We start from the raw sequence: 11597 nt of genomic DNA, 5'->3' as shown, positions 1-11597 counted from the left end.
GGCCGTTCCCCCTGTCCGGGCCGGTCAGGCCTGCGGGACGGGCCGGTTCGCGTCCGTGCCCCAGCTGGCCAGCAGCCGCAGTGCCTCCGCCGACGCCGAGCCCGGTTCCGCGTGGTAGGTGACCAGCGCCTGGTCCTGGTCGCCGGCCATCCGGAACGACTCGTAGTGGAGGGACATTCCGCCCACCAGCGGATGGTGCATCCGCTTCACCCCGTACGACTTCTCCTTGACGTCGTGCGTCGCCCACAGCCGCCGGAACTCCTCGCTCTTCACGGAGAGTTCGCCCACCAGCGCGGACAGCCGGGGATCGTCGGGATAGCAGCCCGCGTCCATCCGCAGCTGGCACACGATGTCGATGGCCTTCTGCTCCCACTCCACGAACAGATCGCGGTAGTCGGGACGCAGGAACGTCAGCCGCGCCCAGTTGCGCTCCGCGGCGGGCAGCTCCGCCCAGTCGCCGAAGAGCGCCGCCGCCATCCGGTTCCACGCCAGGATCTCCGAGCGCCGGCCCACGATGTACGCCGGTACGCCCTCCATCGCGTCCAGCAGCTCCGCCAGCGGTGCCCGCACCTGCTGCGGCCGCCCCGACGCCTTCTTCTTGTGCTGCTTGCCCTTGGCGAGGTGGATGAGGTGCGCGTGCTCGGCGTCGGAGAGCCGCAGCGCACGGGCGATGGAGTCCAGCACCTCCGCCGAAACGTTCCGCCCGTTGCCCTGTTCGAGGCGCGTGTAGTACGCCACCGACACCCCGGCCAGCTGCGCCAGCTCCTCCCGCCTGAGCCCCGGCACCCTGCGGTGCCGCCCGAAGTCCGGCAGCCCCACGTCCGAGGGGCGCAGCCGGGCCCGCCGGGTGCGCAGGAACTCACTGAGCTCGGCCCGCCGGTCCAGGGGCACGGCGGGGGAGGCGGGGGGCAGGGACTGGTCTTCCATACCTCCAGTATTCACGGACGTACGCACCGGAACCTGACCCCGCCAGTGGTAGGCACGGCAGACGTACGCAGAGGCGGGGGCTGGGTGACGGACGTAGCGTGGTGGAGGCTGGCAGCGTGCCCGGGACGGGACAAGGCACCCGGGCGCGAAGACGTCTTTTAGGAGAACCCCCCTCATGACCACTGTTGCTGCTTACGCCGCGCCCGCCGCCAAGGCTCCGCTGGAGCGGACCACGATCGAGCGGCGCGCGGTCGGTGAAAACGACGTCCTCATCGACGTCGAGTTCGCCGGTATCTGCCACTCCGACATCCACCAGGCCCGCGAGGGCTGGGGTACGGCGATCTTCCCGATGGTGCCCGGTCACGAGATCGCGGGCGTCGTCTCCGAGGTGGGCCCGGGTGTCACCAAGTACGCGGTGGGGGACCGGGTGGGCGTCGGCTGCATGGTCGACTCCTGCCGCGAGTGCGACAACTGCAAGGCCGGCCTCCAGCAGTACTGCACCGGCGGCGGCCCCACCTGGACCTACAACGCCGTCGGCAAGGACGGGCAGCCCACCTACGGCGGTTACTCACAGAAGATCGTCGTCGACGAGAACTACGTCGTCCGCATCCCCGACGGCCTCGCGCTCGACGTCGCCGCCCCCCTCCTGTGCGCCGGCATCACCACGTACTCCCCGCTGAAGCACTGGAACGCCGGTCCCGGCAAGAAGGTCGCGGTCGTCGGTCTCGGCGGCCTGGGCCACATGGGCGTGAAGATCGCCGCCGCGCTCGGCGCCGAGGTCACCGTGCTCTCCCAGTCCCTCCGCAAGAAGGACGACGGCCTGAAGCTGGGCGCCACGCACTACCACGCGACCAGCGACCCGAAGACCTTCGAGGAGCTCAAGGGCACCTTCGACATCATCCTCAACACCGTCTCGGCCCCGCTGGACTTCGACGCCTACCTGTCGCTGCTGCGCACCGACGGCGCCATGGTGAACGTGGGCATCCCGGAGGAGCCGGTCCACATCCTCCTGTCCTCCGTGTTCGGCAACCGACGCAGCCTGAGCAGCTCCGGCATCGGCGGTATCCCGGAGACCCAGGAGATGCTCGACTTCTGCGCCGAGCACAACCTGGGCGCCGAGATCGAACTCATCCGCGCCGACCAGATCAACGAGGCCTACGACCGGGTCGTGAACAGCGACGTCCGCTACCGCTTCGTGATCGACACGGCGACCATCTGAGTCGGCGCTCCCGCCCGCGGCCGAGCGGGCGGGGCCGCGGGGACCGCCGACCGGGCCAGCCGGTCGGCGGTCCTCCATGACGGTGCGGCTGACCTGGACGGTGCCGGGAGTACGTTGGACAGGAGGAGGTGCCCACGATGACCGTGAACCTGAACCACACCATCGTCGCCGCACACGACAAGCGCGCGTCGGCCAGGTTCCTCGCCGACGTCCTCGGACTACAGGTCAGCCCGGACTACGGCCCGTTCGTCCCGGTCACCCTGCCGAACGGCGTCACCCTCGACTACATGGACGCGCCGGGGAGCATCCCGACGCAGCACTACGCCTTCCTGGTCTCCGAGGACGACTTCGACGAGATCTTCAGCCGCATCCGGGAGGCCGGCCTCGACTACTGGGCGGATCCGTCCCACAGCCGTCCCGGCGAGATCAACACCAACGACGGCGGCCGCGGCACCTACTTCGACGACCCCAACGGCCACCGCCTGGAGGTCCTCACCCGGCCCTACGGAGGCGGCGGCTGAGTCCCCCGGCAGCTCAGGCGCGCAGCCCCTTGAGGCCGTCCTGCGCTGCCATGACCAGTTCGACACCGCGGTTGTCGGCGGCGGGTTCGCGCATCTGGTTCGTCACGTAGGCCATCGCCAGCCGTTCGCCCGGGTCCACCCAGACCAGGGCACCGCCCCAGCCGCCCCAGCCCAGGGCGTCGCCGAACAGGCCGTAGCCGAGGCCGTACCGGCACGGCATGCCGAGGACCCGGTCCGTCCCCTCGAACTGCACTCGGCGCGCCCGCTCGCAGCCCGCCGGGGACAGCACCCGCACCCCGCCGACGGTTCCCCCGCAGGCGAGCAGGGACTGGACGAGGGCGACCGAGCGGGCGTTGCCGAAGCCGCTCGCCGCCGGGATCTGGGCCCGCCGCCAGGCGATGCTGTTGCCGTCCCGGAGGCGGAGCGCGGTGGCGGCGGAGGGGGCCGTCGCGTCGCGGCCCGGCGAACCGGCCGTGTAGTCCTCGTCCCGGCCCGGCGGCGGCACGGTGAGCGCGACCCGCCGGTCGTGCTCCGCGCCCAGCCCGATGTGGAAGTCCGCACCGAGCGGCCCCGCCACCTCGGCGGCGAAGAACTCACCCACGCTCCGCCCGGTGATCCGGCGCACCACTTCACCCACCAGGAACCCCTGGGTGAGCGAGTGGTACCCGGCCGCGGTGCCCGGCTCCCACTGCGGGGCCTGACGGGCGAGCCGCGCCGTGGCGGACGCCCAGTCGTACAGCTCCTCGACCGGTCCCTCCCAGTCGGGCAGCCCGGCGGTGTGCGACAGCAGGTGCCGTACCAGCACGTTCTCCTTGCCGGCCGCGGCGAACTCGGACCAGTGGCGGGCGACCGGCGCGTCCGGGTCCAGTTCGCCCCGGTCGATCAGCACGAGCGCGGACAGCGCGGTCATCGTCTTGGTCACGGAGTACACGTTGACGATCGTGTCCCGCTCCCACGGCCGGGCCCGCCCGCCGTCGGCGAACCCGCCCCACACGTCCACCACGGCCTGCCCGTCCACGAAGACCGCGACGGCACCTCCCGCGTCCCCCGCGTCCAGCAGTCCGGACAGCAGGTCCGGCACAGCCGCGAACAGTTCGTCGTACGAGCCCTGGATGTCGGCCATGCCCGCCATTCAGCACCCTCGGCCGGACCGGGGCAACCCGTTTTTCCCGTCCCGGCACGGGGTGCGCTTCCTTCGCCGCCGGGAGGTGGAATCGTCCGGAACCCTCGAGTGTTGAGGGGGGTGGTTGACCCAGCTGAGAGAAATTGGAGGGGCCGCGATGGCTGCGCAGACGCAGAGGGCCGTGCTGGCGGGCGGATGCTTCTGGGGGATGCAGGACCTGATCCGCCGGCTCCCGGGCGTGACCGCGACCCGGGTCGGCTACACCGGGGGTGACGTGCCGAACGCGACGTACCGGAACCACGGCACGCACGCGGAGGCCATCGAGATCCTCTTCGATCCCGAGCAGACGGACTACCGCGCGATCCTGGAGTTCTTCTTCCAGATCCACGACCCGAGCACCAGGAACCGCCAGGGCAACGACATCGGCCTCAGCTACCGCTCGGCGATCTACTACGTGGACGACGAGCAGAAGCGGATCGCCGAGGACACCATCGCGGACGTGGACGCCTCCGGGCTGTGGCCCGGCAAGGTCGTCACCGAGGTGGAGCCGGTGGGGCCGTTCTGGGAGGCGGAGCCGGAGCACCAGGACTACCTGGAGCGCTACCCGGACGGCTACACCTGCCACTTCCCCCGCCCCGGCTGGCGCCTGCCGGCCCGCGCGGAGGGCTGAGCACCCACCCCGCGCGAGTGGTGTCCCGACCGGCTGCGACACTTCCGTCATGGACACCACACCGGAGCGGATCAGTGCCCGGACAGCGGCCGCGTGGACGGTCGCACTCGCGGTTCTCGGAGGTATCACCGGTTACGTGTGGGACGGGCCGTTCCTCGCCGTCACCTGCGCCCTCTCCCTCGGGGGCGGTGGCGCTCTGGGGTCGGTCCTGTCCCGCCGGCACATGATCGCGACCATTCGGGAGGGCCAGGGCCGGGCCGCCGCGCTCGGATACGCCGACGGGATCGCCGACATGATGCTGCTCGGGATATCGGCGTACCGGGACGCCGTCTTCCCGCTGTCGGGACCCGACGCGGTGGACGCGGCCGAGCGTCTGGCCCGCCGCACCGCCGCCTACCGCCTCACGGCCGCCGAGGGGCTGCCCCACCGGATCCGCACGGCCGCCGCCACCGCCCTCGCGGCGATCGACGACCGGCGCGACGACGAGAGCCGGTCCGCCCTGGCGGACCTCATGAAAGCCGTCCGGGAACCGCGCCGGGAGGGGTGAGGCGCACGCCGCTCGCGGCGGGCGTCAGAGGCGGCTGTACTCGTCGATGTCCTCGGTGAACTCCTCGATCGTGTGCGGGGTGAGGGTCGGCCGGGTGTCGGCGATGGCGGTCATGTAGTCCTCGGTGGTGGCCGCTCGTCCCTGGCGGTGCGCGACCTCGTGCTCGAACGCCGCCTGGGCGCCCTTGCGGGCGGCGAACTCGATGTCGGCGGGGGTGAACAGCTCGCTGGCCGCGACCAGCCGGCCCACGTCCACCGACTGGGCCGAGCCCCTGAGATAGCGGGCCCAGATCGCCGCGCGGGCGGCGGGGTCCGGCGGGCCGATGGGAATGACGTAGTCGAACCGGCCCGGTCGCAGGAACGCCGCGTCCAGGGAGCGCACCGAGTTGGTGGCGCAGGCCAGCAGCCGCGCGTCGTGCTCGCGGAAGACGGGGATGAGCTTGAGCAGTTCGTTGGTCACCCCGTGTCCGGGGTCGACCGCCTTCCCGGAGCGGACCCCGGCGATCTCCTCCACCTCGTCGATGAAGAGCAGCACGGAATCCAGTTCCGCGAGGTCCGCGAAGGCCTCCCGCAGCGCGACGGCCAGTCCCCCGTCCGTGCCGGCCGCCAGCCGGGACGGGAAGAGTTCCACGAACGGCCAGCCGAGCCGCGAGGCCACCGCCTTGGCGAAACTGGTCTTTCCGGTGCCGGGCGGCCCGAACAGGATGATCGACTTGGGCGGGACGACGCCGTAGCGGTCCGCCAGGGCCGGTTCGGTCAGCGGCAGCACCACCCGGCGTTCGACGATCTGCTTCTCCCGCTCCATGCCGGCCATCGCGTCCCAGAGCCCCTCGGGAAGCATGCGGCCGCCCACCGCCGCGAGGACGTCGGCGCCCGCGGCACCGGGCGGTTCCAGCTTCTCGTAGTAGGTCAGGTCGGTCCGGGACCGGTAGCCGGAGTTCTCCAGTGCCTTCGTCCCGGCGGCTCCGGCCGGCAGCAGCGCGCTGACGTGGCGCACCCCCAGGCTCCGCAGGCGGCGCTCCAGCTCGGCGAGCAGAGCGCTGCCGATCCCGCGCTCGCGCCATCGCGCGGCGAGCGCCACCAGCAGGATCCAGCCCCGCTTGGCGTGGGCCTGCGCCACGGCCATGCCCACCAGTTGGTCACCGACCACCGCGACCACCGCCGTCTGACCGGCCTTGGCCGCGGCCATCACCTCGGAGACCGGGAACACCCGCTGCTCGTCGGCCTGGCGGCTCTGGTCCCAGATCTGGATCGCCTGGTCGAGATCGTCGTCGTGATAGTCACGCAGATGCCAAGCGGGCATCGGCACCACCTCACCCGGCGCGGGGGTCCCATTGTTCCCCACGGGGTGCCGCACGGCACGTCGGTCGCCCTCAGCTCCGCAGTGTCGCCGGGCTCCCGCCGTTCGCCTCGTAGCCCGCCACCGCCAGCGCGCGGTAGAGGGCGAACTCGGCGGCCGGGTCGGCCGACAGCGTCCAGGGCAGGGCCCCCACGTGCCCGTCGACGCGTATCAACTCGTCCATGGCTTCCGACCAGCGCTCCGAGCGCACCAGGAAGAAGACCAGCAGATGCCGGACATGGGCGAGCATCGGGTCGTCCTGCCGTGCCGAGCGCACGGCGTGCAGGGCGCCGTGCACCGCCTTGGTGACGACCTCGCTCCGGTAGAAGCTCGCCACCAGGTTGACCTCGGGCAGGTGCTCGAAGACGGCGAACAGCGGCAGCGCGGCCAGCAGCGAGCCCCGCGGGGCACGGGCGGCGGCGGCCTCGGCGAAGGAGTACGCCAGCTCACGGGAACCGTGCCACTTCTCGCACCAGTAGTGCAGCGCCGCCAGGTGCGCCCCCATGTGCGCGGGCGCGCGGTCCAGGATCTTCAGCCACAGCTTCTCGAACTCGGCCTGCGAGTAGTTCAGCCCGCGGGCCACCGACAGCTCGATGACGTACGGCACCGGGTCACCGGGGGACAGCAGCGCCGCCTGCCCGCAGGCGTCCCTGGCCTCCTCCATGATGATCCGGAAGTCGTCGGTGCCCGGAGCCGACGTCCGCCACGCCTGCTGCACCAGGAACTCGGCGTGCACGGCGGCGCCGCCCGCGTCCTTGGGCTGCTCGGCCCGCCACACCCGCAGCCACTGCCCACCCGGTGTCTCGTGGACCCCGCCGGGCCGCTCCTTGAGCTCCAGTGCCGCCGCGCCGGCGAAGGCCTGGACGCGCTGCCAGCGCACCTCGCCGTCGGTCTCCGTGCCCGCGAGCAGCTGGGCGGCGGCCCGGTGGTCCTGGGTGCGCTGCACCACGTCGAGGACGTCGAGCAGGTCCTGGTCGGGACCCGGCATACGGACGTCCAGGTCCTCCTCGCGCACGAAGCCGTAGTCCGCCGGGTCGGCGGCGTCCGGGTGGCTCGGGTGGACCCGCTCGATCACGCCGCGCCGCCGCCGCAGGACGGGGAGCAGCACGAAACTGAGCAGGAGCGCCGCCATCAGGGCCCAGAGAATCGCCATGCGTCAAGCGAACCAGACGGGGCCGACCATTGGCCAACCGGTGCCGCGGCCTGTGGACAACGCGTCGGGCGCGCGGGAGCACTAGGCTCATGACTCATGAGCGACAGGCACATCAGTCAGCACTTCGAGACGCTCGCCATCCACGCGGGCAACACGGCGGACCCCCTCACCGGTGCGGTCGTACCGCCGATCTACCAGGTCTCGACCTACAAGCAGGACGGCGTCGGCGGTCTGCGCGGGGGTTACGAGTACAGCCGTAGCGCCAACCCCACCAGGACCGCCCTGGAGGAGAACCTCGCCGCGCTGGAGGGCGGGCGCCGCGGGCTCGCGTTCGCGTCCGGTCTGGCGGCCGAGGACGCCCTGCTGCGCACGCTGCTCAGCCCCGGCGACCACGTGGTCATCCCGAACGACGCCTACGGCGGCACGTTCCGGCTGTTCGCGAAGGTCGTCTCCCGGTGGGGCGTGGAGTGGTCCGTCGCCGACACCAGTGACCCGGCCGCCGTGCGGGCCGCGATCACCCCGAAGACCAAGGCGGTCTGGGTGGAGACCCCCTCCAACCCGCTGCTCGGCATCACCGACATCGCCGCCGTCGCCCAGGTCGCGCACGACGCGGGCGCCCGGCTCGTCGTCGACAACACCTTCGCCACGCCCTACCTCCAGCAGCCGCTCTCGCTCGGCGCGGACGTCGTCGTGCACTCCCTGACGAAGTACATGGGCGGTCACTCGGACGTGGTCGGCGGCGCGCTGATCGCGTTGGACCAGACCCTGGGCGAGGAACTGGCGTACCACCAGAACGCGATGGGCGCGGTCGCCGGGCCGTTCGACTCCTGGCTGGTGCTGCGCGGCACCAAGACGCTCGCGGTGCGCATGGACCGGCACAGCGAGAACGCCACCAGGATCGCCGACATGCTGAGCCGGCACCCGCGCGTGACGCGCGTCCTCTACCCGGGGCTGCCCGAGCACCCGGGGCACGAGACCGCCGCCAAGCAGATGAAGGCCTTCGGCGGCATGGTGTCCTTCCAGGTCGAGGGCGGCGAGGAGGCGGCCGTCAAGGTCTGCGACCGCGCCAAGGTCTTCACCCTCGGCGAGTCCCTGGGCGGTGTGGAGTCGCTGATCGAGCACCCCGGGCGGATGACGCACGCCTCGGCGGCCGGTTCCGCCCTGGAGGTCCCCGCCGACCTGGTGCGGCTCTCCGTGGGCATCGAGAACGTCGACGACCTGCTGGAAGACCTTCAGCAGGCGCTCGGCTGAGCGGTCACCAGCCGGTGACGGGCGGAGTCGTCGAGGACGGCGGCTGCGCCCACGGGTGGACGGTGGCCGCCCACACGGTGAGCGCCACCGCCGCCGCGCACAGCAGCAGCCACAGCAGCCGGCGGGCGCGGCGCCTGCGCCGCAGCAGGCGGCCGCCCCGCCGCAGCACCTCTCCGTAGAGGTCCGGCGGCACCGGGGGCGGCGTCTGCTCCATGAGCCTGCGGGCCGCCGCCTCGCGTTCGACACGGTTCACGAGGGCGCCACCTTCGCGCCGAGGACGGTGCGCGCCGTCTTGCCCGGCGGGCGCAGCAGGGTGGTCGTCGCCCGGTCGCAGAGCACGCGCACGCGGTCCACGGGCAGGCCGAGCAGGGCCGCCGTCTGCTCCTCGGCGACCCCCTCGTACAGCCGCAGCACCAGGATCAGGCGTTCCTGCGGGGCCAGGGCGGCCAGGGTGCTGCCGGGGTGCGGGCGGGCGCGGCTCAGCGGGCCCCCGTGCTGGTGCCAGGCGGAGTTCGCGAAGCGCAGCGCGAGGTGCTGACGGGCCCGGTCGTAGGGATCGTCGCCGCGCAGCCGGTCCCAGCAGGCGTACGTGTGCGCGAGCGCGAGGGCCAGCAGGCGCCGCGCGCGCGGGTTGGCGTCCGGGGCCTCGGCGGTCAGCAGGGTCGCGGCATGCAGCAGCCGTCCGGCCGCGCCCGCGACGAACGCCTCGAACTCCCGGGCCCGGCCGGCGTCCTGGGACGCCTGCCGATCATGCACCGCGCCTCCCTCTCTGCGGGGCCCCGGACAGGGGTGCGACGGGACCCGGTCTCATATGAGGCCAGAGCCGTACCCACGGTCAAGAGCCGCGCACCACCCGGTCCAGGGGCGGGCCGGCCCAGGGGCGGGCCGGCCCAGGGGCGGGCCCGGTGGGTCAGGAGGCCGGTGGGGTGTCCGAGACCGGTGCCACGGACATGCGGGCGGACAGGGCGCTGTTGAAGCGGGTCAGCAGGGCGCAGAACGTCTCGCGTTCCTCCGGCGCCCAGTCCTTCGTCAGCTCCGCCATCAACTGGCGTCGCGACGAACGCACTTCGTCCAGCCGGGACAGCCCGCGCGGGGACAGCTGCAGCACCACGGCCCGCCCGTCCTCGGGGTGCGAGGTGCGCTTGACGAGCCCCGTGTCGACCAGCGGAGCCACCTGCCGGGTGACCGTCGAGGAGTCGATCCCCATGCTCGCGGCGAGCGCCTTGACGCCCATGGGACCTTCCCTGTCGAGGCGGTTGAGCAGCAGGTACGCGGCGCGGTCCATGGAGTTGCGCACCTGCCCGACGCCGCCGAGCCGGGTCTGTTCGGCACGGCGGGCGAACACCGCCACCTCGTGCTGCAGCGTGTCGAGGAGACCGGTGTCACCGACGGTCGTCATGTCCATCGACATTTCAGGTGTTGTGGGCATGGCCGGGGGCTCACTTCATGAAGAGTGCTGGAGTGTGGGGGACAGAGTACGCGGACGGGGGGCGAGCCGTACCGGCGCTGCGCGAACCGGTCTCGGAGCTTGGTCACACCCGTCCCTTCGACCGGTGAACTGCGAGACTCGAGTCATGAGCTACGGCACGGCTGACTCCTTGCGCCCCGTCACCCTCGACGACGTGCGCGGCGCCCAGAAGATGCTCACGGGGGTCGCGCGGGCGACCGCGATGGAGGGCAGCAGGCACCTGTCCCAGCTGGTCGGGTCACCGGTGCACCTCAAGTGCGAGAACCTGCAGCGGACCGGTTCGTTCAAGCTGCGCGGCGCCTACGTCCGCATCGCCGGCCTGCTGCCCGAGGAGCGCGCCGCCGGGGTGGTGGCCGCCAGCGCCGGGAACCACGCGCAGGGCGTGGCGCTGGCCTCGTCGCTGCTCGGCGTGCACGCCACGGTGTTCATGCCGGTCGGCGCCCCCCTGCCCAAGATCAGCGCGACCCGGCACTACGGCGCCGAGGTACGGCTGCACGGGCAGGTGGTCGACGAGACGCTGGCCGCCGCCCAGGAGCACGCGGCCGAGACCGGCGCGGTGTTCATCCACCCCTTCGACCACCCCGACGTCATCGCCGGTCAGGGCACGGTCGGCCTGGAGATCCTGGACCAGTGCCCGGAGGTCGGCACGATCGTCGTCGGTGTCGGCGGTGGCGGGCTCGCGGCCGGGATCGCCGTCGCGGTGAAGGCCATCAGGCCGGACGTGCGGATCGTCGGCGTGCAGGCGGCGACCGCGGCCGCGTACCCGCCCTCACTGGCGGCCGGGCACCCGGTGACGGTGGCGAACCCGGCGACGATGGCCGACGGCATCAAGGTCGGACGGCCCGGCGACGTGCCGTTCGCGATCGTCAGGGACCTGGTCGACGAGGTCCGTACGGTCGGCGAGGACCAGCTCTCCGCCGCGCTGCTGCTGTGCCTGGAGCGGGCCAAGCTGGTCGTGGAGCCGGCCGGCGCCAGTCCGGTGGCCGCGCTGCTGGCCGAGCCGGGTTCCTTCGCGGGACCGGTCGTCGCGGTGCTGTCCGGGGGCAATGTCGACCCGGTGCTGTTGCAGCGCGTGCTGCGGCACGGCATGTCCGCGCAGGGCCGCTACCTGGCCGTACGGCTGCGGCTGACGGACCGGCCCGGGGCCCTCGCCACGCTGCTCGGCGTGCTGTCGGCGGCCGACGCCAACGTCCTCGACGTGAGCCACGTCCGGACCGATCCCCGGCTGGGGCTGTCCGAGGCGGAGGTGGAGCTGCACCTGGAGACCAAGGGGCCCGCGCACTGCACCGAGGTCGGCCGGGCCCTGCGCGAGGCCGGCTACACGGTCATGGACTGAGCGTGACCCGGAACACGACGAGGCCCCCGGTGTCGCGTGGACGC

General features: G+C 72.5%; 13 protein-coding genes. 6 read left to right on the top strand and 7 right to left on the bottom strand.

Annotated elements, in window-relative coordinates; genetic code table 11:
• Nucleotides 1-24: 24 nt before the first annotated feature.
• Nucleotides 25-927: a helix-turn-helix domain-containing protein gene (locus AB0G52_RS25370; RefSeq protein ID WP_132891254.1), complete on the bottom strand. Its 903-nt coding sequence runs from the start codon at nt 925-927 to the stop codon at nt 25-27.
• 175 nt (nt 928-1102) lie between these two features.
• Here AB0G52_RS25370 and AB0G52_RS25365 point away from each other — a divergent pair, with 175 nt between their 5' ends.
• Both AB0G52_RS25365 and AB0G52_RS25360 read left to right on the top strand, forming a co-directional pair.
• Nucleotides 1103-2146: an NAD(P)-dependent alcohol dehydrogenase gene (locus tag AB0G52_RS25365; RefSeq protein ID WP_132891253.1), complete on the top strand. Its 1044-nt coding sequence runs from the start codon at nt 1103-1105 to the stop codon at nt 2144-2146.
• Between the two features lie 137 nt (nt 2147-2283).
• Nucleotides 2284-2667 carry a VOC family protein gene (locus AB0G52_RS25360; RefSeq protein ID WP_132891252.1) on the top strand — a complete coding sequence of 128 codons (384 nt, stop codon included), beginning with the start codon at nt 2284-2286 and terminating at the stop codon, nt 2665-2667.
• 13 nt (nt 2668-2680) lie between these two features.
• On the opposite strand, the gene AB0G52_RS25355 is transcribed toward AB0G52_RS25360, so the two are convergent.
• Nucleotides 2681-3790 carry a serine hydrolase domain-containing protein gene (locus tag AB0G52_RS25355; RefSeq protein ID WP_361338869.1) on the bottom strand — a complete coding sequence of 370 codons (1110 nt, stop codon included), beginning with the start codon at nt 3788-3790 and terminating at the stop codon, nt 2681-2683.
• A 157-nt stretch (nt 3791-3947) separates the two neighbouring features.
• Here AB0G52_RS25355 and msrA point away from each other — a divergent pair, with 157 nt between their 5' ends.
• Together msrA and AB0G52_RS25345 are read left to right on the top strand one after the other, a co-directional pair.
• Nucleotides 3948-4460, top strand: a complete 513-nt coding sequence (msrA, locus tag AB0G52_RS25350) for a peptide-methionine (S)-S-oxide reductase MsrA (RefSeq protein WP_132891250.1) — start codon at nt 3948-3950, stop codon at nt 4458-4460.
• Between the two features lie 49 nt (nt 4461-4509).
• Nucleotides 4510-5007, top strand: coding sequence for a hypothetical protein (locus AB0G52_RS25345; RefSeq protein WP_132891249.1), 498 nt, complete (start codon nt 4510-4512; stop codon nt 5005-5007).
• 24 nt (nt 5008-5031) lie between these two features.
• Here the strand turns inward: AB0G52_RS25345 and AB0G52_RS25340 are convergent, their stop codons facing one another.
• Together AB0G52_RS25340 and AB0G52_RS25335 are read right to left on the bottom strand one after the other, a co-directional pair.
• On the bottom strand, nt 5032-6309 hold the full coding sequence (locus AB0G52_RS25340; RefSeq protein WP_132891248.1) for a bifunctional GNAT family N-acetyltransferase/ATP-binding protein: 1278 nt from the start codon (nt 6307-6309) through the stop codon (nt 5032-5034).
• A gap of 70 nt (nt 6310-6379) precedes the next feature.
• Entirely contained in the window at nt 6380-7498 is a 1119-nt protein-coding gene (locus tag AB0G52_RS25335) for a hypothetical protein (RefSeq protein WP_361338864.1), read from the bottom strand.
• Between the two features lie 96 nt (nt 7499-7594).
• On the opposite strand from AB0G52_RS25335, the gene AB0G52_RS25330 reads away from it, so the two are divergent.
• On the top strand, nt 7595-8749 hold the full coding sequence (locus AB0G52_RS25330; protein ID WP_361338861.1) for a cystathionine gamma-synthase: 1155 nt from the start codon (nt 7595-7597) through the stop codon (nt 8747-8749).
• A 4-nt stretch (nt 8750-8753) separates the two neighbouring features.
• Here AB0G52_RS25330 and AB0G52_RS25325 read toward each other — a convergent pair whose 3' ends face one another.
• From AB0G52_RS25325 to AB0G52_RS25315, 3 genes are all read right to left on the bottom strand, one after another.
• Complete coding sequence (locus AB0G52_RS25325) at nt 8754-9002, bottom strand: hypothetical protein (RefSeq protein WP_361338858.1); 249 nt, start codon at nt 9000-9002, stop codon at nt 8754-8756.
• A complete protein-coding gene (locus AB0G52_RS25320) occupies nt 8999-9505 on the bottom strand; it encodes a sigma factor-like helix-turn-helix DNA-binding protein (RefSeq protein WP_361338855.1) in 507 nt (168 codons plus the stop codon). Before AB0G52_RS25320 ends, AB0G52_RS25325 begins: the two co-directional genes overlap by 4 nt.
• Before the next feature lie 154 nt (nt 9506-9659).
• On the bottom strand, nt 9660-10154 hold the full coding sequence (locus AB0G52_RS25315; protein WP_132891361.1) for a MarR family transcriptional regulator: 495 nt from the start codon (nt 10152-10154) through the stop codon (nt 9660-9662).
• Nucleotides 10155-10323: 169 nt separating this feature from the next.
• On the opposite strand from AB0G52_RS25315, the gene ilvA reads away from it, so the two are divergent.
• Entirely contained in the window at nt 10324-11553 is a 1230-nt protein-coding gene (ilvA, locus tag AB0G52_RS25310) for a threonine ammonia-lyase (RefSeq protein WP_361338852.1), read from the top strand.
• Nucleotides 11554-11597 lie beyond the last annotated feature (44 nt).

The sequence above is a fragment of the Streptomyces sp. NPDC021562 genome (genome assembly GCF_040640875.1).
Lineage (GTDB): Bacteria > Actinomycetota > Actinomycetes > Streptomycetales > Streptomycetaceae > Streptomyces.
The sequence above is the reverse complement of the archived record's forward strand: the minus strand, read 5'-3'. Positions and strand labels throughout refer to the sequence as shown.

What these genes read in the sequence shown, in the direction of transcription:
- AB0G52_RS25345 (WP_132891249.1), top strand. Translation starts at nt 4,510, where the DNA reads ATGGACACCACACCGGAGCGGATCAGTGCCCGGACAGCGGCCGCGTGG.
- AB0G52_RS25355 (WP_361338869.1), bottom strand. Translation starts at nt 3,790, where the DNA reads ATGGCCGACATCCAGGGCTCGTACGACGAACTGTTCGCGGCTGTGCCG.
- AB0G52_RS25365 (WP_132891253.1), top strand. Translation starts at nt 1,103, where the DNA reads ATGACCACTGTTGCTGCTTACGCCGCGCCCGCCGCCAAGGCTCCGCTG.
- AB0G52_RS25315 (WP_132891361.1), bottom strand. Translation starts at nt 10,154, where the DNA reads ATGGACATGACGACCGTCGGTGACACCGGTCTCCTCGACACGCTGCAG.
- AB0G52_RS25340 (WP_132891248.1), bottom strand. Translation starts at nt 6,309, where the DNA reads ATGCCCGCTTGGCATCTGCGTGACTATCACGACGACGATCTCGACCAG.
- ilvA (WP_361338852.1), top strand. Translation starts at nt 10,324, where the DNA reads ATGAGCTACGGCACGGCTGACTCCTTGCGCCCCGTCACCCTCGACGAC.
- AB0G52_RS25370 (WP_132891254.1), bottom strand. Translation starts at nt 927, where the DNA reads ATGGAAGACCAGTCCCTGCCCCCCGCCTCCCCCGCCGTGCCCCTGGAC.
- AB0G52_RS25360 (WP_132891252.1), top strand. Translation starts at nt 2,284, where the DNA reads ATGACCGTGAACCTGAACCACACCATCGTCGCCGCACACGACAAGCGC.
- msrA (WP_132891250.1), top strand. Translation starts at nt 3,948, where the DNA reads ATGGCTGCGCAGACGCAGAGGGCCGTGCTGGCGGGCGGATGCTTCTGG.
- AB0G52_RS25335 (WP_361338864.1), bottom strand. Translation starts at nt 7,498, where the DNA reads ATGGCGATTCTCTGGGCCCTGATGGCGGCGCTCCTGCTCAGTTTCGTG.
- AB0G52_RS25330 (WP_361338861.1), top strand. Translation starts at nt 7,595, where the DNA reads ATGAGCGACAGGCACATCAGTCAGCACTTCGAGACGCTCGCCATCCAC.